Source organism: Mesorhizobium sp. M0159, assembly GCF_040322295.1.
GTDB lineage: Bacteria > Pseudomonadota > Alphaproteobacteria > Rhizobiales > Rhizobiaceae > Mesorhizobium.
In genome coordinates, this window is the sequence record NZ_JAMYTF010000029.1 from 20,555 (window position 1) to 43,142 (window position 22,588).

Below are 22,588 nucleotides of genomic sequence, written 5' to 3' on the forward strand. Positions count from 1 at the left end.
GTTCAGCGTAGCATCAGTACGTCGCAGGGGGAGCCCGCCGCCGCGGCAGGAGCGAACGGCGCGCGAACGATCAGCCCGTTGGCATCGGCCAGCATTTTCAGCATCGAGGAGTCCTGGATGCCGAACGGCGTCGCCACGAGCGTACCGGTGTCATCTATGACAACAGCCCGCACATAATCTTGCCTGAGATCGTTGGCCGGCATGGCAGCACCGAGCCGTGCCCGACGTATATCCTGCTGAAAGGCGCGGCCACCGAGCCGCGCCAGCAGCGGCTTCAGGAAGAGCTGAGTGCAGACCAGGCTTGCCACCGGATTGCCGGGCAGGCCGATGCAGCGAATGTCTCCCAGCCGCCCGAACATCAGTGGCTTGCCCGGCCGCATGGCGATCTTCCAGAAATCGAGCGTCATGCCTTGCCCGGTCAGCACGTCATGGACGAAGTCGTGGTCACCGACCGAGGCACCGCCCAGCGTGACGATGACGTTCGCGCCAGCCTTCACGGCCTTTTCAACCAGCGCAGCGATCGCCTCCCTGCGGTCCGGCGCGATGCCAAGGTCGAGCGCGCGCGCACCGACCGACTGTGCGGCAGCGGCGACACCATAGGCGTTGGAGGAGATGATCTGGTCGGGGCCAACATCGCTGCCCGGCGGCAGCAATTCGTCGCCGGTGGCGATGATGGCGACCAGCGGCCGTTTGACCACGCGCACCTCGGGGTGATTGGCCGATGCCGCCAGCGACAAGGCCGCCGGGTCGAGCAGGCGGCCTTTGGGCAGCAGGACATCGCTCTTGGCGAAATCGAGCCCGAGGCGGCGGATGTTGCGCCCCTGCACCGTCGGTTCCGTCACTTCGACGCTGCCGCCACCGAGATCGCGGACGTTCTCCTGGATGACGATAGTGTCGGCGCCTTCGGGAAGCGGCGCGCCGGTAAAGATGCGCACGGCCTGCCGCTGCTGCACCGTTCCGGCAAAGCCGCGTCCGGCCGGCGCCATGCCGACCACCGAAAGCCTTGCCGGTACGGACGCGATATCGGCCGCCCGCACGGCATAGCCGTCCATGGCGGAGGCGTTGAACGGCGGCTGGGTGCGGAGCGCCACAACCGGCTCCACCAGCACGCGGTCGGCGGCATCCAGCAGTGCGACGCGTTCGCCCGGCAGCGCTGCTGCGCCGTCCAGCAGGCGCTCGAGCGCCTCGGCAACTGGGACCAGCGCCATTATCGGCCTGCCTCGGTGGCCCCGTCTCCGGTGATCTTGTAGTCGCCGGATTTGCCGCCGGTCTTTTCAACCAGCCTGATGCCGGAGATGACCATGGCGCGGTCGACCGCCTTGGCCATGTCGTAGATGGTCAGGCAAGCGACCGAGACGGCACTCAGAGCCTCCATCTCAACGCCGGTCTTGCCGGTGACGCGGGTCAATGCTGTCACCTTCAGGCCGGGCAGCGCGGCGTCCGCCTCGATATCGACAGATATCCTGGTCAGCAGCAGCGGATGGCAAAGCGGGATCAGTTCATGCGTCTTCTTGGCCGCCATGATGCCGGCAATTCGCGCTGTGCCCAGCACGTCGCCCTTCTTGGCGTCGCCGGCGAGGATCATGTCCAGCGTCTCGGGCCGCATCGCGACAAAACCTTCTGCGACTGCCGTGCGCACCGTCTCAGCCTTGTCGCCGACATCGACCATGTTGGCTTCGCCCTGCGCGCCAAGATGAGTGAGGGCGGCCGCCATCCTCAAACGGCCTCTGCCGGCGCCTTGCCCGTCAACAGCAGGCGCGTTGCCGCGGCCACGTCCTGCTGGTGCATCAGGCTCTCGCCGACCAGGAAAGTCGCAATGCCGCTCTGCTCCAGCCGGCGGCAATCGTCGTGCGAAAAGATACCGCTCTCGCTGACCAGATGGCGGTCGGCCTGCACCATCGCTACCAGCCGCTCCGAGGTCTGTAGGCTGGTTTCGAAGGTCCGGAGATTGCGGTTGTTGATTCCGATCAGCCGCGACGACAGCTGCAGCGCGCGTTCCATTTCAGCCTCGTCATGCACTTCGACCAGCGCGTCCATGCCGAGCCCGAACGCTGTCGCTTCGAGTTCTCTTGCCAACGCGTCGTCGACGCTGGCCATGATGATCAGGATGGCATCGGCGCCCCATGCCCTGGCCTCGTAGACCTGATAGGGGTCGAACAGGAAATCCTTGCGCAATGCAGGCAGCTCGACGACAGCGCGCGCAGTGGTGAGGAATTCGGGCGCGCCTTGGAAGGAGGGTGCGTCGGTCAGCACCGAAAGGCAGGCGGCACCGCCCTTCGCATAGGCCCTGGCCAGCGTCGGCGGATCGAAATCGGCGCGGATCAGGCCTTTGGATGGGCTAGCCTTCTTGATTTCGGCAATCAGCGCGAACCTGCCGGATTTGCGCTTTGCTTCAAGGGCGGAAAGAAAGCCGCGCGGCGCGTCGGCATCCGTCGCCCGTGCCTTGATCTCGGCCAATGACACGCGCGCCTTGGCCGCCGCGATCTCGTCGCGCTTGTAAGCCTCGATCTTGCGCAGGATGTCGGACATGGTTTTAACCGTTCGAAATCTCGATCAGCCTGTCGAGCACTTTCAGCGAGCGGCCGCTGTCGATGGCCTGCGCCGCCGTTACCATGCCGTCGGCGAGGGTCGTCGCTTTGCCGGCCACCACCAGCCCGGCGCCGGCATTCATCAGCACCGTATCGCGAAAGGCGCCGGCTGCGCCGGCCAGCATGTCGCGCAGTGCCTGGGCGTTGTGGGCGGCGTCGCCGCCGCGCAACTCGTCCTTGGTGTGACGCGTCAGCCCGACTGCTTCCGGGGTCAGCGTAAAGCTGCGGATCTCGCCGCCGGCCAGTTCGGCGACAAGTGTCTCGCCGGTGGTGGTGATCTCGTCATAGCCGTCGCCATGGACGATCCAGGCATGGTCGGCACCAAGTTCCTTCAACGTTTCTGCCACCGGCATGATCCATTCGGGCAGGAACACGCCGACCATCTGCCGTCTGACACTCGCCGGATTGGAAAGCGGGCCCAGCAGGTTGAAGATGGTGCGGGTTCCGAGCTCGACCCGGGTCGGGCCGACATGCTTCATCGCCGGGTGATGCGCCGGCGCGAACATGAAGCCAACGCCGGCCTCGTGGATGCAGCGGCCGATCGTCTCCGGAGGGATGTCGATCTTGACGCCCAATGCGATCAGCACATCGGCGGCGCCGGTCAGCGAGGACAGTCCGCGATTGCCGTGCTTGGCGACGGGCACGCCGCTGCCGGCGATGACGAAAGCGGATGCGGTCGAAATGTTAACGCTGTGCGAATTGTCGCCGCCGGTGCCGACAATGTCGATGGCGCCCTCGGGGGCTTCGACACGCAGCATCTTGGCGCGCATGGTGGCAACGGCGCCGGCGATCTCGCTGACGGTCTCACCGCGCACGCGCAATGCCATCAAGAAGCCGCCGATCTGGCCGGGGGTAGCATCGCCGGACATGATGATGTCGAAGGCCTCGCGCGCCTCCTCGAAGGAAAGAGCGCTGCCGGCGGCGACCTTGGCGATGTGGATCTTCAGCGCGCTCATCTGGCCAGGGCTTGGGTTACGGCCGTCTGATCGATGCGGACGTCATATTGCGTCTGCAACTGCGCCACCAACTGGTCGAGCAGGTCGTCGGACATGCCGGAGGTGAAGGACTTCTGTGCGTCCTCGGGTACTGAGCTGGCATCGGCCCCGGCAGGCTCGAACACCTCGGCAACCTTGAACAGGATCTGTCCGTCGCCCGTAGGCGAGGGGATCAGCCCGGTGCCGCCTTCGCCGACGCCGAACATCGCGGCGGCGCCTTCCTTGCCGAAATCGACGTCGTCCGCATCGCGCTTGACGCCGCGCTTGGTCTGCTTTTCGAGTTTGAGCTCACCGGCGATCACCTCGAGCGCGGCGCCAGCCTTGAGACGCTTCTCGAGCTCCTGTGCTTTTGCGGTGAGCCGTTTGGTGGTCTCCGCCGCGGTCCAATCGGCCACGACCTTCTGGCGGACTTCGTCCAATGTGCGGTCGCGGGCAGGCGTGATCGCGCTCACGTCGTAGAAGACGAAGCCGTTATCGGCGGTGGTGAGGCCTTCATTGTCGGTTCCGGGTTCGGATTCGAACACCGCCTTGATGAGTGCCGGCGATTCCGGCAGGTCTTTGACGATGCTTCCATCCGGCCGTTGGCCGGTGCGATCGATGGCATCGATGGTGACGACCTTCAGCTTCAATTTGGCGGCTGCCTCGGCGAGCGAACTGCCCGAGGCGCGCATATCCTCGTAATTGTCGTGCACGTCCAGCAAGATGCGGCTTGCCTCGCCCAGTGCCAGGTCCTTGCGGATCTGCTCGGATACTTCGGCCAGCGGCTTCACCACTTCCGGCTTGATCTCGGTGACGCGCAGCAGAACGGGACCAAATGCGCCTTGTACGACCGGGCTGACCTCATTGACATTGAGCTTGAAGGCAGCGTCGGCGACCGCCTTGTCGGCGATCTTGTCCTTGGCCAGCGTGCCGAGCAGCGTGTCGGCCGGCGTCTTGCCTTCGGCAGCGACGATCTTGTCGAAGGTCGCGCCGGTCCTGAGCGAATCGAGCGCCGCCTTTGCGGCATCAGGTGTCTTGAACACAAGCTGCTCGATGGTGCGCATCTCCGGCGTGGTGTAGCGCGCCTTGTTCTTATTGTAGTCGTCGCTGACCTGTTGGTCGGTCACCGCGCTCAAATCCATGATGTCTTCCGGTTCGAGCCTGACATAGAAGAACTTGCGGTATTCGGGCGCAGCGTAGGTTTTCTTGTTTTCCTCGAAATAGGCCGAAAGCGCGCTGTCGGACGGCGCTTCTATCGGCTCGACAAGCGATTTCGGCAAGGTCAGGTAGTCGATGGTGCGATCTTCGCCGCGATAGAGCGCGACCGCCTTGAAGAATGTATCCGGGGCCTTGAGGCCGTCCGAAACCGCCTCGACGATCTGCTGGCGGACCGCGACCTGGGCGCGGTTCTTCAAATAGTCTTCCGGCCGCATGCCGATCTGCCGAAGCAGGTACTCGAAGGTTCTCCTGTCGAAGCTTCCGGCAGGCCCTTTGAACGCCGGGTCTTCACGCGTCAGTTCGGCGAGCCGGTCCTTTGACAGGCCGAGTCCGAGCTTGCGGGCCTGCTCGTCGAGGACAGCGCCCGACACGAGTTGCGCCAGCACCTGGTTGTCGATGCCGAGCGCCGTCGCTTGCTCACGGCTGATGCGCTGGCCGAATTGCTGCGACATGACGCTGAGCTGGCGATCGTAGGCGAGGCGGTATTCGTTGATCGAGACCTTGGTGCCTCCGGCCGTGATCACGGCATCATGGCCGGCAAGACCGCCCATCAGCCGCCCCGAGATGCCCCAGACGGCGAAGCTCAACACCAACAATGACAGCAGCAGTTTAGCGACCCAGGTCCCCGCCGCGCTTCTCAACATACCAAGCATGAGTACTTCCGATTTTTGCGCATTTCGCATGCGCCGAGTCTGAAACAAGCGCAATAGCGCCCTTCCTGCCCACTGTCGATTGCTTTGTGGCCTGATTTTGATAGTGAGGGCCAGCTGGAAATTGCCCGGAGAAACAAATCCCATGACGCCTGGAATCCGCCCGCTCGTCGCCGGCAACTGGAAAATGAACGGCACCAGCGCCTCGCTCAACGAGCTCAGGATGATCGGCAACGGCTTCATGAGTGGGCTCGACGCCGAGACCGAAGCGGTGGTCTGCGTGCCGGCGACCTTGCTTGCGCACGCCGCCGAGATTCTGTCGCGCACGCCGGTGCGGGCCGGCGGAGAGGATTGCCACACCGAGGAAAGCGGCGCCTATACCGGCTGCATTTCGGCCGAGATGCTGAAGGATGCAGGTGCCAGCCATGTCATCGTCGGCCATTCCGAATGCCGCGCCGATCGCAAGGAGGACGATGCCTTGGTCCAGGCCAAGGCCTCCGCCGCATGGCGCGCCGGGCTGGTGGCCATCATCTGCATTGGTGAGACAAGAGCCGAACGAGAAGCAGGAGCCACGCTCGACGTGCTGTCGCGCCAGGTCGCTGGCTCGGTCCCGCCAAACGCCACGGCTTCCAACACCGTCATTGCCTATGAGCCAATATGGGCGATTGGGACCGGCTTGACCCCGACCGCCGCCGACGTCGCCGAGGCACATGCGCATATCCGCGAAGAACTGGCACGGAAGCTCGGCAATACGGCGGCCAAGATGCGCATTCTCTACGGCGGCTCGGTCAAGCCGTCCAACGCCGTCGAGTTGCTCGGCGTCAGGAATGTCGATGGCGCGCTGGTCGGCGGCGCCAGCCTAAAGGCGGCGGACTTCCTCGGCATCGCGGAAGCCTATCGAAACATCGCTTGATACAAGGGCTGCTTGCTGCATTTGAGCGGACGGCCGGCGCCGAAATCGTTGCAAAGGACGCATTGCTTCCCATATTCCGGCCACGGGCTTGGAAATGCCGTCAAAGCATTGTATTGAGCCGCCTCCAAATCAGCGGCCGCACAAGGCCTTGCCAGGGTAAATTATGGAAACCGTACTGATCGTCGTCCACCTCATGGTCGTGCTCGCGCTTGTCGGCGTGGTGCTGCTGCAGCGCTCCGAAGGCGGCGGCCTCGGCATCGGCGGCGGATCGGGCTTCATGACCGCGCGTGGCGCCGCCAATGCGCTGACGCGGGCGACGGCGATCCTGGCTGCCGCTTTCTTCGTCACTTCGCTGACACTGTCGATCGTTGCGCGCTATGGCGAGAAGCCGATCGACATTCTCGATCGCGTGCCGGCGACCTCGGACGGAGCAGGCAAGGGCGTACTCAACCAATTGCCTGGAACCACGACGCCGACGCCGCCGTCGGGCACCACGGCACCGACCCCGCCGTCCGGCAATGGCGCGGCAACGACGCCGCCGGCAACCGCTCCGGCGACGCCGCCAGCGACAAACGGCGCCACCGCGCCGGCCACGCCGCAGGTCCCCAACCAGTAATAGGGCAACTTATGCCGCGATCTGTTGTCGTTTGAACACAGTCGCGGCAAATGCCGCATGATCACGAAGATTCGACTGCGCCTCACGCTTGAGGCGCTTCCGGCTAATCGATTATACGTTGCACGCGGCATTCTCGGCGTCCTTGGGGGGCGCCGGGCGACGCCGTGGGCAACAAGCATTGAACGATCGGATCTTCCCCATGCAGCTTCGCAGCTTCATTTTTGCCGGCCTTTGTGCCGTGCTCAGCCTAGGTGCGCCCGCTTACGCGGCCATGCCGACGGCAAACTCGGCCCACAAAGCCGCAACAACAACCGACGTCGTCAAGGTCGCTGCCAAAAGCGATGCAGCGCAATTGAAGCTTCTCAAGAAGAAGAAAGATCCGACGCCGGACGACCTTGCGCAGATCCGCAAGATCGAAGCCAAGATCGCAGCCGACAAGGAAGCCGCTCGCGCCAAGGCACTCGAAGCCAGGAAGCTAGCGATGCGCGAGGCGGCGAAAGCCAAAGCCGATGCGGAACGGCAGGCGTTCCTTGCCAAGAAGAGCCAGCCGCTCGCAACGGCCAAGGTGGCTGACGCCACGCCGGCCAAGAAGAAGACCGTCAACATCATCGAACCGATTACGCCCATTGCGCCGATCCAGTCGGCCGAGCCGATCCCGGCCGAGGCCATGAACGTTGCGCTGACCGGCAACAATGGCGAGTTGCGCAGCGAACCGGTCGGGCAGAAGCCGCAGAGCGTCGGGCTGTTCGCGGGACTGTTCGGCGGCACATCCACTTCGTCGATGTCGCTGCTTCCGGAAACACGCGCGCTCGACGCCGCGCTCGAAAGGAAGCAGGCCAAGCGGCAGTTCAAGGTCAAGGCGGAATTCGTGCCGCAGGAGGTCGAATTCACCGGCTACAACCCCGGCACCATCGTCATCGATACCGGCGCCCGTCGTCTCTACCTCGTCGAATCATCGTCAACCGCCCGCCGTTATGCCATCGCGGTCGGCCGGGAAGGCCTGCAGTTCAAGGGTACGGTTGCCGTCGGCGACAAGCAGGAATGGCCGCGCTGGATTCCGACGCTGGATATGCAAAAGCGCGAACCCAAGCACTATGGCCAGTACAAGGACGGCATGCCCGGCGGCGGCGACAATCCGCTCGGTGCGCGCGCCATCTATCTTTACGACGGCAAGAAAGATACCCACCTGCGCATTCACGGCACCATCGCGCCGCAGTCGATCGGAACCAGCGCCTCCAATGGCTGCTTCCGCATGATCAACGAGCACGTCATGGACCTTTACCGCCGGGTGAAAGTAGGCACCAAAGTCGTCATCATCTGACGCTTTGACAGATCGTGCCAAAAAGGGCCGGCCTCGCCGGCCCTTTTGTTTTGACACGCCAACGACCAGAGCGCCTTCTTGGGAAAAAGCCTTCGCGGTGGTTTTTTCTCTGGCGGAATCAATTCGGCCGCGTTAAGCGATGACTCCCATGGCGCGATATGTATTCATCACAGGCGGCGTGGTTTCCTCACTTGGAAAAGGCATTGCTGCAGCGGCCCTTGGGGCTCTCTTGCAGGCGCGGGGCTATCGCGCACGCATCAAAAAGCTCGATCCCTATCTCAATGTCGATCCCGGCACGATGTCGCCCTATCAGCACGGCGAAGTCTTCGTGACCGATGACGGGGCCGAGACCGATCTCGATCTTGGCCATTATGAGCGCTTCACCGGCCGCTCGGCCAACCAGCAAGACAACATCACCACCGGCCGGATCTATAAGAACATCATCGAGCGCGAGCGGCGCGGCGACTATCTCGGCGCTACCGTGCAGGTCATTCCGCACGTCACCGACGAGATCAAGAATTTCGTCCTCAACGGCAATGACGACTACGATTTCGTGCTGTGCGAGATCGGCGGCACCGTCGGCGACATCGAAGCGATGCCGTTCCTGGAGGCGATCCGCCAGCTCGGCAACGACCTGCCGCGCAACAACGCCGTCTACGTCCACCTGACCTTGATGCCTTACATTCCGACGGCAGGCGAACTGAAGACCAAGCCGACGCAGCATTCGGTCAAGGAGTTGCGCGGCATCGGCATTGCACCCGACATACTGCTGGTCCGCGCCGACCGGCCGATCCCCAAGGAAGAGCGCAGAAAGCTGTCGCTGTTCTGCAATGTCCGCGAAAGCGCCGTCATCCAGGCGCTCGACGTCCCGCATATCTACGACGTGCCGATGGCCTATCACAATGAAGGGCTGGATTCGGAAGTGCTGGCGGCCTTCGGCATCGATCCGGCGCCGAAGCCGCGCATGGAACGGTGGCAAGCGGTGTCCAACCGCATCCACAATCCGGAAGGCGAAGTGACCATTGCCGTCGTCGGCAAATATACCGGCCTCAAGGACGCCTACAAATCGCTGATCGAGGCGCTGTCGCATGGCGGCCTCGCCAACCGGGTCAAGGTCAAGCTCGACTGGATCGAAAGCGAGATATTCGAGAAGGAAGATCCGGCGCCGTGGCTGGAGAAGGTCCATGGCATTCTCGTCCCCGGCGGTTTTGGCGAGCGCGGCTCGGAGGGCAAGATCCTGGCGGCGAAGTTCGCGCGCGAGCGCAAGGTGCCGTATTTCGGCATCTGCTTCGGCATGCAGATGGCCTGCATCGAGGCGGCGCGTTCGCTGGCCGGCGTCGAGCGCGCATCATCGACCGAGTTCGGTCCAACCGAGGAGCCGGTCGTCGGCTTGATGACCGAATGGCTGAAGGGCAACATGCTGGAAAAGCGCAGGGAAACCGGGGACCTTGGTGGTACCATGCGGCTCGGTGCCTACCAGGCCGACCTCGCCAAGGGATCGAAGATCGCCGAGATCTATGGCGATACCCAGATTTCCGAACGCCATCGCCACCGCTACGAGGTCAATGTCGACTACAAGGAGCGGCTCGAGGATTGCGGCCTGGTGTTTGCCGGCATGTCGCCGGACGGCGTGCTACCGGAAACGGTCGAATATCCCGACCACCCCTGGTTCATCGGCGTGCAGTACCATCCCGAGTTGAAAAGCCGGCCGCTCGATCCGCACCCGCTGTTTGCCAGCTTCATCGAGGCGGCGGTAGAGCAGTCGCGGCTGGTCTAGACTAGCCGCCCATGCAAACTTACGTCGCGCTGCTCTACAGCATTGTCCTGGGCGAGGGGCGGCGGGTCGTCATGTCCGATCTGAAGGCGATGGCCGAAGGCCTGGGTCTGAACAACCCGCGCACGCTGGTAGCGACCGGCAATCTGGTCTTCGAGGCGCAAGAAACAGAACTTGCGGCGTTGGAGCAGCGGCTGGAGGCGGCGTTCGCAAAGACTTTCGGCCGCCACGTCGACATCATCGTGCGCTGCGCCGACGGCTGGCTAAGGCTGGCGGCCGGCAATCCGTTCCCAGCCGAATCGGCCGAGGCCGCGGACCAGGTGGCGGTGCGCGTGATGCGGGCGCCCGTTCCCGCCGAGACCGCCGCGGCGCTTGAGGCATATGCCGGCAAGGACGAGAGGCTGCGGATTGTCGGCGGCGACATCTGGATCGTCTTTTCCCGCGAGACGCCGAGTTCGCGGCTGCTTGCGGCGGTGAGCCACAGACGTCTCGGCGTCGGCACGTCGCGCAACTGGAACACCGTGCGCCGCCTGGCCAAGATGGTCGCAGAATGAACGGGGCGGCGCGCCCCCCCCCGACTCCGTTCAGGCCTTGGCTATCCTGGCTCCGGCACCGAGTGCCATCGTGCGCAGCACGTAGTAGATGACGCCGGCAATTGCCACGCCGAAGAACCAGCCATAGACGCCCCACCATGACGGCAGCAGGCTGGTGAAGTTGGGCAGGATCGAGGAGAAGACCGCGCCGATACCGGCGGCGATGAAGGCATTGACATGCCAGCCGCCCTGAAAGCGGAATTCGCCATTCTCCCTGTAGAGCGCCTCGACGTCGACCTCGCCCTTCCGGATCAGGTAATAGTCGACCATCATCACGCCGAAGATAGGCCCCATCGTCGCGCCAATGATGTTGACGAAGGAGGCGGCACTGCCTTCCCAGGGCGCGAATGGATAGAGCACCAGCGCGATGAGCGCCGCGATGTAGCCGCCCTTCTTGAAGTCGATCTGGCGTGGAAAGACATTGGAGAAGTCGAAGGCCGGCGACACGAAGTTCGCCACCACATTGATGCCGAGCGTCGCCACCGCAAAGGTCAGGGCTGCGAGCGCCGCCAGGAACCAGCTGTCGAATTTCGCCGAAATCTGGTCGGGATGCAGCAGCACCTCGCCATAGACGTCGAAGGCGGCGATCGTCGTGACGCCGGCGACCAGCGAGAACAGGATAAGATTGACCGGCAGGCCCCAGATGTTGCCCTTGCGCAGCGATGCCTTGTCCGGGGCGTAGCGCGCGAAATCGCAGAAGTTGAGATAGAGGGCGGAGAAATAGGTCACCCAGATCGCGGCCACCGCGAACAGCGAGGTCCAGGAGCCTGGCGTGCCCGGCACGCCCGCGTCCTTTGTCTTTTCCAGCAGCACATCCATCGGGATGTCGCTGGTGAAAGCGAAGGTGCCTGCCTTGATGCAAAGATAGATCGCCAGGATCAGCATCATCACCCTCACCGCCGGTCCGGCCCAATCCTGGAAGCGGCGCACCGTTTCCATGCCTTTCTGGATGATCAGGAGCTGCAGCGCCCAGATGATGACGAAACAGATCACCTCGAGCCCGGAGTGGCCGAGGAAATGGGTGCTCTGGTTGAAGTCGGCGAACCATTGCGAGCGGATCAGCAGGGCTACGATCGCCCCGGAGGCGGCCGCCGTCTGCGCGCCGTACCAGAAGCAGGCGACGATGGCGCGCACCAGCGCCGGTATGTTGGCGCCCCAGATGCCGAAGGAGGCACGCGCCAGGACCGGGTAGGGTACCCCGGTCTTCATACCGGCATAGCCGACCATGTTCATCAACGCATAGATGATCAGCGAACCGATACCGATGGCGATGATGAAGTTGACGAAGCCGCCGCAGAACAGGAACAGGCTGGCAGCGAGATAGTAGCCCCACAGGCTGTGGACGTCCGACGTCCAGACGTTGAAGATCGAGAACGGTCCCCAGTTTCGAACCTTCGCCGGTGCGAGATCCTCATTGTACAGGTCCGGTGATGCGCCTTGTATATTGCTATGTCCTCCCCTTGTTACCGCACGCGCCTCCACGCATGGCACGCAGGTTAAGCCTGACGCAGGGGAACCGGCAAGCAGACGATTTGCCGGCTTTGGACTTAAAGACATTCAATGAAAAAGGCGCTTATCGGCGTGGCGTCGTTGAGCTTCTAGCGCCGACGATTCGTGGGGTGACACCGATCGCTCGACCTAAGCTCGCGAGTCCACCTTGTGCGTGATCAGGGCGGCAAGCTTTTTGGGCGCTTGTGCGCGATAACTCTCACCGAGCCATGACTTCAGTTGTCCGATCGGTGGCAGTTCGTCCGGTGCTGGTTCGAACGTCACCCATCCGCTCTTGCCAAGGCCATACTCTGTCGGCGACGCATAGTGGAGCTTTCTCGCCTCGTCGCCGCTGTAGGGGAGTTTGAGGGAGATGCTGAACGGTTCGCCTTCAAGGCTCAAATAAGCAAAGGTCTTTCCTTTCACCGCGAGATCGTCGTGACCAGGCCACGGAGTCTTTGTCTCGGCGCCCGGATAGGTGAGGCCGAAGGCGCGCAGTTCCTTGAGAACGGCATCGGTCGAAGCGCGCGATTTCCTACTCATCAACTCTCCTCCATCGCTGTCAGCGGTTTACGGTCCGGCTTCGAGAAAAGCCCGGGCAAAACCGGGCTGCACGGCTTCTATCGTTCCATCGGGCAACTTCAAAAGCCGGTCGATTGCGATGCCGTAGAGCCGCAATCGGCCCTCGAGCAGCCGCGCTGCTTCGTCGATATTACCCTGTTCGGCCTGTAGCAGGGCGCGGTGCATCACGTCCCGAAAGGTCAGCCGGAGTTGCAGGAACATCTCGGCAAAAGCTTGCGGGTCGGGCACGTCGAGAATGCCTTCCTCGCTTCCCTTCCTGAGCAGATTTGTGATTATCGGCTCGGCCAGTTCCCTGGCCGCCTGGTCGACCCGATGGAAGAGGGCAAGGTTCTCGGGCCGGAACACGACGAAGAACGTTTTTCGCAATTGCGGGGCAAGCTCGACGTTCAGCCGTCGCGAGCCGGCAAAGAGTGCATTGAGCCGGCCAATCCCATCGAGTGACGGATCGTCGAGGAGGGGTTGCAGCTCGGCAAGGCTGTCACGTGCGAGACGTCTGGCGAGCGCCTCCAGCAGGGCCTCCTTCGACGCGAAATAGTGATAGAACGCACCCTTCGACAAGCCGGCCTCGCGGATGATGTCGTTCACCGTCGTGTTGTCGTAGCCATGCTCGAAGAAAAGCCGCTGGGCACAGTCGAGGAGCTCGGTGGATCGTATCTCCGGGGGCTTTATCACTCGGGGCAAAATCGACCTCACAAAGTACAGGGGGCAAGAGGAGCACGAACCGTTTCTTTATGCAACTTTTATAGACCGACGGTCGGTCTAATGCTATGTCTGCCACCGCTCCGACGTTCGCATTCGATGGTGGAAGGAGAGCTTCTTGCGACGGATACGCTGGACTGTCGGCATCGTTCTTGTCGCGGCGACTGCTGCTTTCGGCGCTTGGTATGTGTGGCAGCCGGCCAAGGTTTCGATCGTGACGCCACAACGCGGCGACGCGGCGGAGATCGTTTACGCGAGTGGCTCAGTCGAGCCGCGAACCTGGGCCAAGGTGACTCCCGTTGTCCGCGAGAGGATCGTCGAGCAGTGTAATTGCGAGGGGTCGAGGGTTGCACAAGGCGATGTGCTCGCCAAGCTCGACGACAGCGAGGCCCGGGCCGTGCTTGGCGAGATCGAAGCGCGTCAAGCACTTGCCCAGGAAGAGCTCCGGAGGCTGACCGTGCTTGCCGAAAGGCGTGCGGCAAGCCAGCAGGCGCTCGATCGCGCGCAAAGCGAGCTTGGCCAGATCGAAGCGCTGGTTGCCGGACAGAAAGCGCGGCTCGACACCTACGTCTTACGAGCGCCGAGCGCCGGTATCGTGCTCAGGCAGGACGGCGAGGTCGGTGAGATCGCCGAACTCGGCGCCGTGTTGTTCTGGGTCGGCGAGCCGAAGCCGCTCCTGGTGGTCGCCGAGGTCAACGAGGAGGACATTCCACGGGTCGAGATCGGCCAGCGCGCGCTGCTTAAATCCGATGCGTTCCCTCGGCAGAATCTGGAAGCGGTGGTCGACAGCATCACGCCCAAGGGCGATCCGGTGACGAAGACCTATCGCGTCCGCTTCCGCCTGCCGGACAATACGCCGCTTCGTATAGGCATGTCGACCGACGTGAACATCGTCATCCGCGTTTCGAAAAATGCGCTGTTGATCCCGTCGGTTGCGGTGGATGGGAACAAGGTGTTCGTAGTCGAAGGCGACAAGGCCTGGCGGCGTGAAATCCGAACGGGCATTCGCGGCACCAATGGCGTCGAAGTTATCTCTAGTGTCGATGAGAAGGCTCGCGTCATCTCGCCCTATCCCGCTGACCTCGGCGACGGTGCGCGCGTGAACATCGCCGCCGCGCAGGAGAGATAGGCAACGATGGCGCTGATCGTCGACATTGCCGTAACGCATATCGCCGGCCGCGGCCGCCAGACGCTGGTCGCCATAGTCGGCGTCGCGGTGGGTGTCGGCTTCTCAATTGCGATGGCGGCGCTGATGCAGGGCGGGCAGGACGATTTCGTCAGGCAGCTCGTCGACACGATGCCGCATGTCGACATCACCGACGAGCAGCGCACCGCCCGCCGGCAGCCGGCCGAGGACTACTTCGAGACCGCCGCCATCTCGGGGCTCCGGCCACGCGACGATCGGCGCGGCATCATCAACCCGACCGCCGCGACCTCCTGGCTGGAGAGCTGGATTCCCGGCCGGTTCGCAGCAAGCCTAAAGACGCAGGGCGTGATCCGCTATTCCAGCCGCGAAGTGGGCGCAGCTATCATCGGGGTCGATCCGCAGCGCGAGACCGGCGTTTCACCGATCGTCGGAGAGTTCGTCGAAGGCAGCTTTTCGGCACTTGCCGCGGGCGGCAACAACGTGCTCATCGGCGACACGATGGCGAACCGGCTCGGCGCCGGGTTCGGCGACACGATAACGGCGGTTTCCTCCGAAGGGCTGACGCGCAATTTCAAGATCGCCGGACTTTTCCACACCGGCACTACCGCGCGCGACGAAGGCGAAGCTTATGTGCTTTTGAAGAACGCGCAAATCCTCTCCGCGCGTCCGAATGCCATCAACGAGATCCGCATCAAGCTCGACGACCCCAACCGCGCTGCGGCGGTGGCGCATCGAGCCGAGGCTGAACTGGGCTACAAGGCCGTAGCGTGGCAAGAAGCCAACGAATCGATTCTCGAAGCGCTCGTTGTGCGCAACGTCATCATGTACACGGTGGTCGGCGCGATCATGCTGGTTGCTGGCTTCGGCATCTACAACATCATCTCCACCATCACGCACGAGAAGGCGCGCGACATCGCCATCATGAAGTCGCTTGGCTTCCCGGAGTCCGACATGCGCCGGCTCTTTTTGCTGGAAGGCGTGGCGATCGGCGCTGCCGGCTCTGTGCTCGGCGGGGTGCTTGGCTTCTCCATGACCTATGCACTGTCGCTGGTGCGTTTCGAGATCGCCGCGACTGGCCAGGAGATGACCCGGCTGCCGATAGCCTGGAGCCTGACCCACTATATCATCGCCTCGGCCTTCGCACTGGGCTCGGCGGCGGTGGCTGGCTACCTGCCGGCGCGCCGTGCGGCGCGCCTGAACCCCGTCGAGATTATCCGAGGCGCGACATGAGCGCACTCATCGAGACCGAGAGACTGACCCGCATCTTGCCAGAGACGGTCCCCGTTACGCTGGTCAAGGACATCACGCTCACGATCAACGACAACGAATTCGTCGCCGTGACCGGTCCCTCCGGCTCCGGTAAGTCCTCGCTGCTGTATCTGCTTGGGTTGCTCGACCGGCCGACAGGCGGGACCTTGAGGATAGGCGGACGCGACACCGAGCCGATGAATGAAAGGGAGCGCGCGCGGACCAGGCTTTCGATGCTGGGCTTTGTTTTCCAGTTTCACTTTCTGCTGCCGGAGTTCACGGCGCGCGAAAATGTCGAAATCCCGATGCGCAAGCTCGGCCGGCTGACGCGGCCCGACATGCGTGAGCGGGCCGGGGAGCTGCTTTCATCTCTTGGGCTCGGCGAGCATCTCGACAAGCGGCCTGACCAGCTCTCCGGCGGCCAGCGTCAGCGCGTCGCGGTGGCACGTTCGCTCGCCAACGACCCGCCGCTTATCCTCGCCGATGAGCCGACGGGGAGCCTCGACAGCAAGAGCTCCGAGCAGGTCTTCACGATCCTGGAGAATCTGGTGCGCGAGCGCGGCAAGACCGTCGTGGCGGTTACGCACGATCTCGACATGGCGGCGCGCATGGATCGCCGCATTCACATCGTGGACGGCAAGATCGAATAAGGCGTGTTGATATTCAGATGATCAAGAGACCGGCAAGGCCTCGAAATTGGCCTCGAGCCAGGCTATTGCGCCGGTCACGTCGTCGAGGACATAGGTTGCGGCCGTCGGTCCGTCCGGCTTCACGCGGATGGAGATGCCGCCAATTTTATTGATCGCCTCGAAACCGTGTTCGTCCGATGTATCGTCTCCGAGGAATATCGGCCGCCGGCCGACAAAGGGCGGAATGTCCATGAAACGCCGGATGGCAGCACCTTTGACGGCTTCCAAAGGCATGAGCTCGACGCCGGCGTTTCCCGGAAGCACCCGATAACCCTTCGGAAGCCGGGCCAATGCCTGTTCGACGAGCTGGATTGCGGGTGCAAGCAGTTGCGGTGCTGCTCTTGTATGAACGGCAAGGACCGGCCCCTTGCGCTCGACATAGACCTTGCCGCTGCCCAGTTCGGCTTCGATCTCGTCCGCAAGGGCGGCGATGTCGGCCGGCGCGTCGGCGGCATCGATCGGACCGCTCGGCGTCAGCCGGTGCTCCAGCCCATACAGTCCGGCGATCCGCAGCTTCAGCGGATGGAACAGCTTGTCCACGGCGGGAATCGATCGGCCGGTGATGAAGGCGACCGCACCATCCAGCCGCCGCTCGATGCGTTCGAGCAGATTGCGCAATTCCTCGCCGACGAACACCGCGTCGGGATGGGCAGCGTGTTCCAGCAGGGTTCCGTCGATGTCGAGGAAGAGCGCCCATTGCCCTTCCGACAGGTTCAACGCCGGCGGTTGTTCAAAGCTTTTCACGACGCTGCCTTCCGAGCCCGCTCGAACATCGAGATGACGTTGTTGGTGTTCGATGGCGGGCGCTCGCCGGTCCCGGTCACCCTGTCGAGATCGCCGCGTTTGCGCAGGCGCGCGGCGTCCAGCAGCATACTGCCGGCCCAGCGGTAGACATTGTTGTCGCGGACCATCTCGCGCATCGGCCGCAAACGTTCGCGCTGCTCTTCCGGCGTCATCGTCAGCGCCTGCAACAGCGCCTCGCTCATCATGGCCGCATCGTAGGGGTTGACGATCAGCGCTTCCAGCAGTTCGCGCGAGGCACCGGCGAAGGTGCTGAGCAAAAGCACGCCTTGTTCGTCGTCGCGCGCTGCGACGAATTCCTTGGCGACAAGGTTCATGCCGTCATGCAGACTGGTGACCATACAGATGTCGGCGGCGCGATAGACCTCGTAGACCTGCTCCTGCCGATGATGTTCGGCGACCATCAGGATAGGGCTGTATGTCTCGCTGCCATAGCGCCGGTTGAGCTCCTCGGCACAGCGGCGGCATTCGTCGTGGAGTTGCTGGTAGGCGGGCAATGTCCCCCGGCTCGGCGCGGCGATCTGCAGGAAAACCACCTTGCCTATCCATTCGGGATATCTCGTGAACAATTCGTCCAAGGCATGGAAGCGATCGAGAATGCCTTTCGTGTAGTCGAGGCGCTCGACGCCAACGCATAGTTTGGTATCCGCAGACAGGCCGAATCTGTCGCGCACGCTGGCGCGGCACTCCTCCACAGACGGCAGTTTTGCCAGCAATTGGGCCGGCCATTCTATGGAAATGGGATAGGCGTGGACCAATGTGGTCTGCCCACCATAGGAGATTGCCGCGTCTGCCCGTTCGATCCGGCTCTCCAGAAAGCGGTCGACACTTTCGGTGAAGTTGTTGGCATGGAATTGGGTATGAAAGCCGATGATCGAACTGCCGAGCAGTCCTTCCAGGATCCGCTCACGCCACGGACAGATGCTGAACACTTCCGAATTGGGCCAAGGGATGTGCCAGAAGGTAATGACTATCGCGTCCGGCAGGCGCTGGCGAATCATGCGTGGCAGCAGCGCAAAATGGTAGTCCTGCACCAGCACGATCGGCCGTTCGTTGCGGGCTTCGGCAACCACCGTATCGGCGAATTTGCGGTTGACGGCCTCGTAGGCGTCCCAGTCCGAGGCGCGAAACACGGGGCGGGTGAAGGCGATATGGCAAAGCGGCCATAGGCCCTCATTAGCGAAGCCCAGATAATAACCCTGATATTCCTCCTCCGTCAGCCAGACCCTGCGCAGCGTGTAGGACGGATTGCCTGGCGGTACCTGCACCCGGTCGTCCTTGTCGACGGTGAGGCGGTCTGCCGTGCCGCCGCCATAGGCGATCCAGGTGCCGGCACAGGCGCGGGTGATGGGCTCGAGTGCCGAAACCAGGCCGCTGGCCGGCACCAAAAGTTGGACCCCGTCATCCTTGATGTTGTGGATGTAGGGTTCGCGGTTGGACACCACGATAACCTGTGCGTCCGGCAGGTCGTCGGCCAGGATCTTGCGCAAAGTGTCGGGCGACCATGTGACCAGTGCCGCATCGGCCGACTGGCCGTTCTTTTCGAACTCGCGCAGCACCTTGCGTGCCGCTTCCGACGCGACATCCTCGCTCGGCGTGTATGCGGCCGCCGTTGCGCGGCCGCGACGCTGGCGGGATATCGACAGGAGAATGGCAAAAGCGGAAAAGCCAAAACTTGCAATCAGCAAAACCCAGAGCAGGTTTACAGTATAATCTGACATGGAATGTGATCTCGCCTCCGGCCGGCCGATAGCCGTTTTTTTATTTGTTTTCTGGTTCGCCGCCGTATAACAACGGCAGCGTTCCCGCGCCGCCCATTTTTGCAACGCACAAAGAGGCTATCGGTTCCGGACGATTGCAATGCCGCGCGTCATTTTCGACGCGCCGCAGTGCGGCGGCATCAAGTGCGCACGATGAGCGGCACCATCCCCTCATACCGATCGGCGAGAAAGGCGACGACCCGGTCGCCGACACGCTGGAATGTGAGGTCGACCACTGTCGAGCCGACACCTAGATGCCGCAATGTCAGCGTGTCGATGCCGATCGGCAGCCTTGGGCGGGTGACCCGGATTTCGCTGTTCCAGCCGTCGATTTCGAGCCCAAGGCAGGCCTGCATCAGCATGAAGGCCGATCCCGCCGACCAGGCCTGCGGCAGGCACGCGACGGGATAGGCGATGGGCGCTTCGCCCGGCGACCGGGTAAAGCCGCAGAACAGTTCCGGCAGCCGCATGTTGAAATGGACAGCCGATTCGAACGTGCCGCTCATCAGCCTGACTACGCTGTCGCGCACGCCATAACGTGCCAGGCCGGCACCGCACATGGCGGTGTCGTGCGGCCAGATCGAACCATTGTGGTAGGACATCGGATTGAAGAATATCGCATCGTCGGCCAGCGTCCTCACTCCCCAACCAGAGTGGAACGACGCAGAGAGCAGCTGATCGGCGACCATCTGCGCCCGTTCCGGCTCGGGCAGCCCGACAAAGAGAAGATGGCCGGCATTCGACGTCCGTACCTTGCAGAGCTCGCCTGCACCATCGATCGCCAGTGCATAGAAATTGAGATCGTCCATCCAGAAATGGCGTTCCACCGCGGCGCGCATGGTTTCGGCGCGTTCCTCCCAATGATCGGCCTTGTCGTCCTCGCCGCGGCGGCGGGCGAGCGCCGCCAGCCCACGGAACGCGGCAAAGACGTAGCCTTGCACCTCGACCAAGGCGATCGGCCCCTTGGGCATGCGGCCATCGGCATGGAAGACGGAATCGAAACTGTCCTTCCAGCCCTGGTTGGCAAGGCCGGTCTCGGCGCCGCGCTGGTAGGTAACGAAGCCGGTCGCGCGGCTTGTCTCCTCCGTCCATTCGGCCGCTGCACAGAGCGATGGCCACAGGCTGTCGACGAACGCCATGTCGCCGGTACGATCCGCATAGGCGCAAGCGAGATGAATGTAGAGCGGCGTGGTATCGACGCCGCCGTAATAGCGGCCGAACGGGAGCTCCCGCAGTGCCGCCATCTCGCCCTTGCGGGTCTCGTGCATGATCTTGCCCGGCTGCGAATCGCTGAACGGCGACGTTTCGGTCGCCTGATGCTGGGCGAGAAAGGCGAGTACGCCGCGCGCCAGCCCAGGATTCAACCACAGCATCTGCAGTGCGGAAATCACCCCGTCACGGCCAAATGCCGTCGAGAACCAGGGTATGCCGGCATAGGGGTAAGGTCCGGTTGAAAGCTCGGTGGTCAGCAACGCCACGTCCGCGCGCGCGCGTTCGATCCAGTCGTTGAAGACGCGGCCGGAGCTGTGCACCGTCGCGCCGTGGCGGCGTTTGGCGCGCATGCCGAAGCGAGCGCGGGCGGCGGCAGCCCGAAAACGGTCGCGGTCGGGTGTCTCCGCCACTTCCGGGCCGACCTCGATATAGAGGACCTCGCTGCTGCGCTTCGTCACCGCAACCAGGAAATCCGCGCGGCTGGCGGTCAAATTGTCCGGCGCCTGCGAGAACGAGATCGCCGACAGGCGCACGAGCTGGTCCAGCCCGTCATATCGAAGCACCACGGATGTCGGACTGGTCTCGGCGGCGTGGGCTATTCCGCGCTTGAGCCGGGTCGAACCGCGCACCTCGAACATGTCGCGGAAATCTGCTGCGAAATGCAAGGAAACCCGAATGGCCGACGATTCCTGGCTGTAGTTGGAAAGGGTGATGCGCTCGAACAGCCGGTCCTGCCAAAGCAGCCTGACGCGTTCTATGTGGATCGCGCCCTGCGGAATGTCGCGACCACCGACACTCTGGATCGGCAGATTGGTCAGGTTCGAGGTGAAAAGCACATTGTCCTGGCTGAGCGAGGCGCCGAGCAACGACATTTGCCGGCCACCGACCGTCAGCCGGAATTCCGAAAGCACACGCGTGTCGTCTCGGAAAAAGCCATCGCCGGCGCCGCGGATGTCGCCATAGGCGTCGGCCACCGCGAAGCAGTCGGCTTGCTTGAGGGCGAACAGCCGGTGCGGCTCCCGGGGCGCAACCTCGTCGAGGGAGGCAAGGGCTACGGCGGGATCAAGCTTACGCTCGTCGAGTTGATTCATACGTCACAAGCTCTGTCGTTTCGTTCCAACGTCCACAATAACGCCGATCAGGACGCTCTCGCTTCACCGGGAGTACCGATCAGGCGCGCATAGGCAGCCACATAGTCGTGGGCCATTCTCGTGGCAGAAAAACGGTTTTCGAACACGGCTCTCACCTGTCGCCTGTCGAGGCGCAGCAATTCCGGTATCGAGGTGACTGCGGCATCGACCGTATCGACAAGGAAACCGGTCACACCGTGGTCGATGATCTCCGGCAGGGCACCGCATTTCCAGGCGATTACCGGCGTGCCACAGGCCATAGCCTCTATCGCGGCAAGACCGAACGGCTCCGGCCAATCGATCGGAAACAGCAGGCCGGCCGCCTTGCCGAGGAATTCCGCTTTTCTGTCCTCTTCGATCTCGCCGATATAGTCGACACGGTCGCCGTCGATCAGCGGCTCGACCGTGTCGTGGAAAAAAGGGCGGTCGTCGTCGCCGATCTTTGCTGCGAGCTTCAGTTTCAGCCCGGAGCGCAAGGCGATCTCAATGGCACGCTCCGGGCGCTTGTCGCGCGACAGCCGGCCCAGAAAGGCCAGATACGGCTCGTCCACCTCCGTCTCGAAAGTCGGCTTGTACATGTTGATCGGTAGCCCGTGATGGATGGTCGCCAGCCAATTGGCCCTGGGTAGCCCGGTTCTCTGGCTGCGCGAAATCGAGATCATCGGAAAGCGCGGAAAATGTTCGTAGGCCGGGGCCAGGTCGACATAGTCGAGCCTGCCATGCGGTGTCGTCACCGTCCGGTCGGGCATGTGTTCGAAGAAAGGAAAATGCAGGAAGTGGCTGAGATGGAAATGGATGATGTCGAACTGTTGCGCACGGCTCCTCACCTCGGCGAGCATCGAGAGATGCGCCGCGGTTTCGGATTTGTGCGGGCGCGGATCGAGACGGAGCGCACGCTCGCGACACGCCACCAATTTCGCCGACGTCTTGGTATCGCCACTGGCGAACAGGGTCACGTCATGGCCAAGCTCGACCAATCCTTCGGTCAGATAGGAGACGATGCGCTCCGTCCCTCCATAGAACCGGGGTGGCACGGATTCATGGAGCGGCGCCACATGGGCTATTCTCATGTTTTGGCATTTCCCTCAAAAAGACTGCTCGTGGCATCGAAATGCATCAGCCGCGCTAACGTTCCCGTACAATGGCAAGATGTCACCCAATTGGGGCAAGATGTCACCCAATTGG

20 protein-coding genes are annotated in these 22,588 nt (G+C 63.0%); 8 read left to right on the top strand and 12 right to left on the bottom strand.

The window, feature by feature from the left end:
• Positions 1 to 2: 2 nt before the first annotated feature.
• The 5 genes from NKJ32_RS23915 to NKJ32_RS23935 are packed head-to-tail and all read right to left on the bottom strand — an operon-like array spanning position 3 to position 5,433.
• On the bottom strand, positions 3 to 1,208 hold the full coding sequence (locus tag NKJ32_RS23915) for a molybdopterin molybdotransferase MoeA (RefSeq protein WP_352568686.1): 1,206 nt from the start codon (positions 1,206 to 1,208) through the stop codon (positions 3 to 5).
• Positions 1,208 to 1,714, bottom strand: coding sequence for a cyclic pyranopterin monophosphate synthase MoaC (moaC, locus tag NKJ32_RS23920; RefSeq protein WP_352448833.1), 507 nt, complete (start codon positions 1,712 to 1,714; stop codon positions 1,208 to 1,210). Before moaC ends, NKJ32_RS23915 begins: the two co-directional genes overlap by 1 nt.
• A gap of 2 nt (positions 1,715 to 1,716) precedes the next feature.
• Positions 1,717 to 2,529: an indole-3-glycerol phosphate synthase TrpC gene (trpC, locus tag NKJ32_RS23925; RefSeq protein WP_352829070.1), complete on the bottom strand. Its 813-nt coding sequence runs from the start codon at positions 2,527 to 2,529 to the stop codon at positions 1,717 to 1,719.
• Between the two features lie 4 nt (positions 2,530 to 2,533).
• On the bottom strand, positions 2,534 to 3,544 hold the full coding sequence (gene trpD / locus NKJ32_RS23930; protein WP_352646134.1) for an anthranilate phosphoribosyltransferase: 1,011 nt from the start codon (positions 3,542 to 3,544) through the stop codon (positions 2,534 to 2,536).
• On the bottom strand, positions 3,541 to 5,433 hold the full coding sequence (locus NKJ32_RS23935; RefSeq protein ID WP_352829072.1) for a SurA N-terminal domain-containing protein: 1,893 nt from the start codon (positions 5,431 to 5,433) through the stop codon (positions 3,541 to 3,543). The genes trpD and NKJ32_RS23935 overlap by 4 nt, the downstream gene beginning before the upstream one ends.
• A gap of 142 nt (positions 5,434 to 5,575) precedes the next feature.
• On the opposite strand from NKJ32_RS23935, the gene tpiA reads away from it, so the two are divergent.
• From tpiA to NKJ32_RS23960, 5 genes are all read left to right on the top strand, one after another.
• Entirely contained in the window at positions 5,576 to 6,343 is a 768-nt protein-coding gene (gene tpiA, locus NKJ32_RS23940) for a triose-phosphate isomerase (RefSeq protein WP_023674957.1), read from the top strand.
• Positions 6,344 to 6,506: 163 nt separating this feature from the next.
• Positions 6,507 to 6,959, top strand: a complete 453-nt coding sequence (secG, locus tag NKJ32_RS23945) for a preprotein translocase subunit SecG (RefSeq protein ID WP_254817294.1) — start codon at positions 6,507 to 6,509, stop codon at positions 6,957 to 6,959.
• A gap of 199 nt (positions 6,960 to 7,158) precedes the next feature.
• Positions 7,159 to 8,280 carry a L,D-transpeptidase gene (locus NKJ32_RS23950; protein WP_352829074.1) on the top strand — a complete coding sequence of 374 codons (1,122 nt, stop codon included), beginning with the start codon at positions 7,159 to 7,161 and terminating at the stop codon, positions 8,278 to 8,280.
• A gap of 148 nt (positions 8,281 to 8,428) precedes the next feature.
• On the top strand, positions 8,429 to 10,057 hold the full coding sequence (gene pyrG / locus NKJ32_RS23955; RefSeq protein WP_023674960.1) for a CTP synthase: 1,629 nt from the start codon (positions 8,429 to 8,431) through the stop codon (positions 10,055 to 10,057).
• A gap of 11 nt (positions 10,058 to 10,068) precedes the next feature.
• On the top strand, positions 10,069 to 10,608 hold the full coding sequence (locus tag NKJ32_RS23960) for a DUF1697 domain-containing protein (protein ID WP_352829076.1): 540 nt from the start codon (positions 10,069 to 10,071) through the stop codon (positions 10,606 to 10,608).
• A 30-nt stretch (positions 10,609 to 10,638) separates the two neighbouring features.
• On the opposite strand, the gene NKJ32_RS23965 is transcribed toward NKJ32_RS23960, so the two are convergent.
• From NKJ32_RS23965 to NKJ32_RS23975, 3 genes are all read right to left on the bottom strand, one after another.
• Complete coding sequence (locus tag NKJ32_RS23965; protein ID WP_352829078.1) at positions 10,639 to 12,129, bottom strand: NCS1 family nucleobase:cation symporter-1; 1,491 nt, start codon at positions 12,127 to 12,129, stop codon at positions 10,639 to 10,641.
• A 156-nt stretch (positions 12,130 to 12,285) separates the two neighbouring features.
• A complete protein-coding gene (locus NKJ32_RS23970) occupies positions 12,286 to 12,678 on the bottom strand; it encodes an MmcQ/YjbR family DNA-binding protein (protein WP_352829079.1) in 393 nt (130 codons plus the stop codon).
• Between the two features lie 27 nt (positions 12,679 to 12,705).
• Positions 12,706 to 13,389, bottom strand: coding sequence for a TetR/AcrR family transcriptional regulator (locus tag NKJ32_RS23975; RefSeq protein ID WP_502898068.1), 684 nt, complete (start codon positions 13,387 to 13,389; stop codon positions 12,706 to 12,708).
• A gap of 145 nt (positions 13,390 to 13,534) precedes the next feature.
• Between NKJ32_RS23975 and NKJ32_RS23980 the strand changes: the two genes are divergently transcribed.
• The 3 genes from NKJ32_RS23980 to NKJ32_RS23990 are packed head-to-tail and all read left to right on the top strand — an operon-like array spanning position 13,535 to position 16,461.
• Positions 13,535 to 14,545, top strand: a complete 1,011-nt coding sequence (locus NKJ32_RS23980) for an efflux RND transporter periplasmic adaptor subunit (protein WP_502898067.1) — start codon at positions 13,535 to 13,537, stop codon at positions 14,543 to 14,545.
• A 6-nt stretch (positions 14,546 to 14,551) separates the two neighbouring features.
• Entirely contained in the window at positions 14,552 to 15,793 is a 1,242-nt protein-coding gene (locus NKJ32_RS23985; protein WP_352829081.1) for an ABC transporter permease, read from the top strand.
• A complete protein-coding gene (locus tag NKJ32_RS23990) occupies positions 15,790 to 16,461 on the top strand; it encodes an ABC transporter ATP-binding protein (protein WP_352568678.1) in 672 nt (223 codons plus the stop codon). The genes NKJ32_RS23985 and NKJ32_RS23990 overlap by 4 nt, the downstream gene beginning before the upstream one ends.
• A gap of 21 nt (positions 16,462 to 16,482) precedes the next feature.
• Here NKJ32_RS23990 and otsB read toward each other — a convergent pair whose 3' ends face one another.
• The 4 genes from otsB to NKJ32_RS24010 form a co-directional block, all read right to left on the bottom strand.
• Entirely contained in the window at positions 16,483 to 17,244 is a 762-nt protein-coding gene (otsB, locus tag NKJ32_RS23995; protein WP_352568677.1) for a trehalose-phosphatase, read from the bottom strand.
• Positions 17,241 to 19,022 (bottom strand): alpha,alpha-trehalose-phosphate synthase (UDP-forming), encoded by a 1,782-nt coding sequence (locus NKJ32_RS24000; RefSeq protein WP_023674969.1) that lies wholly within the window; start codon positions 19,020 to 19,022, stop codon positions 17,241 to 17,243. The genes otsB and NKJ32_RS24000 overlap by 4 nt, the downstream gene beginning before the upstream one ends.
• Positions 19,023 to 19,201: 179 nt before the next feature.
• Complete coding sequence (locus tag NKJ32_RS24005; RefSeq protein ID WP_023674970.1) at positions 19,202 to 21,364, bottom strand: amylo-alpha-1,6-glucosidase; 2,163 nt, start codon at positions 21,362 to 21,364, stop codon at positions 19,202 to 19,204.
• A 47-nt stretch (positions 21,365 to 21,411) separates the two neighbouring features.
• The gene (locus tag NKJ32_RS24010) at positions 21,412 to 22,473 is read right to left on the bottom strand and encodes a glycosyltransferase family 4 protein (protein WP_352616111.1); all 1,062 of its coding nucleotides are present in this window, start codon (positions 22,471 to 22,473) and stop codon (positions 21,412 to 21,414) included.
• Positions 22,474 to 22,588 lie beyond the last annotated feature (115 nt).

Excerpts from the sequence above, each read along its gene's own strand:
- NKJ32_RS23915 (WP_352568686.1), bottom strand. The coding sequence starts at position 1,208 with ATGGCGCTGGTCCCAGTTGCCGAGGCGCTCGAGCGCCTGCTGGACGGC.
- moaC (WP_352448833.1), bottom strand. The coding sequence starts at position 1,714 with ATGGCGGCCGCCCTCACTCATCTTGGCGCGCAGGGCGAAGCCAACATG.
- trpC (WP_352829070.1), bottom strand. The coding sequence starts at position 2,529 with ATGTCCGACATCCTGCGCAAGATCGAGGCTTACAAGCGCGACGAGATC.
- trpD (WP_352646134.1), bottom strand. The coding sequence starts at position 3,544 with ATGAGCGCGCTGAAGATCCACATCGCCAAGGTCGCCGCCGGCAGCGCT.
- NKJ32_RS23935 (WP_352829072.1), bottom strand. The coding sequence starts at position 5,433 with ATGCTTGGTATGTTGAGAAGCGCGGCGGGGACCTGGGTCGCTAAACTG.
- tpiA (WP_023674957.1), top strand. The coding sequence starts at position 5,576 with ATGACGCCTGGAATCCGCCCGCTCGTCGCCGGCAACTGGAAAATGAAC.
- secG (WP_254817294.1), top strand. The coding sequence starts at position 6,507 with ATGGAAACCGTACTGATCGTCGTCCACCTCATGGTCGTGCTCGCGCTT.
- NKJ32_RS23950 (WP_352829074.1), top strand. The coding sequence starts at position 7,159 with ATGCAGCTTCGCAGCTTCATTTTTGCCGGCCTTTGTGCCGTGCTCAGC.
- pyrG (WP_023674960.1), top strand. The coding sequence starts at position 8,429 with ATGGCGCGATATGTATTCATCACAGGCGGCGTGGTTTCCTCACTTGGA.
- NKJ32_RS23960 (WP_352829076.1), top strand. The coding sequence starts at position 10,069 with ATGCAAACTTACGTCGCGCTGCTCTACAGCATTGTCCTGGGCGAGGGG.
- NKJ32_RS23970 (WP_352829079.1), bottom strand. The coding sequence starts at position 12,678 with ATGAGTAGGAAATCGCGCGCTTCGACCGATGCCGTTCTCAAGGAACTG.
- NKJ32_RS23985 (WP_352829081.1), top strand. The coding sequence starts at position 14,552 with ATGGCGCTGATCGTCGACATTGCCGTAACGCATATCGCCGGCCGCGGC.
- NKJ32_RS23990 (WP_352568678.1), top strand. The coding sequence starts at position 15,790 with ATGAGCGCACTCATCGAGACCGAGAGACTGACCCGCATCTTGCCAGAG.
- NKJ32_RS24000 (WP_023674969.1), bottom strand. The coding sequence starts at position 19,022 with ATGTCAGATTATACTGTAAACCTGCTCTGGGTTTTGCTGATTGCAAGT.
- NKJ32_RS24005 (WP_023674970.1), bottom strand. The coding sequence starts at position 21,364 with ATGAATCAACTCGACGAGCGTAAGCTTGATCCCGCCGTAGCCCTTGCC.
- NKJ32_RS24010 (WP_352616111.1), bottom strand. The coding sequence starts at position 22,473 with ATGAGAATAGCCCATGTGGCGCCGCTCCATGAATCCGTGCCACCCCGG.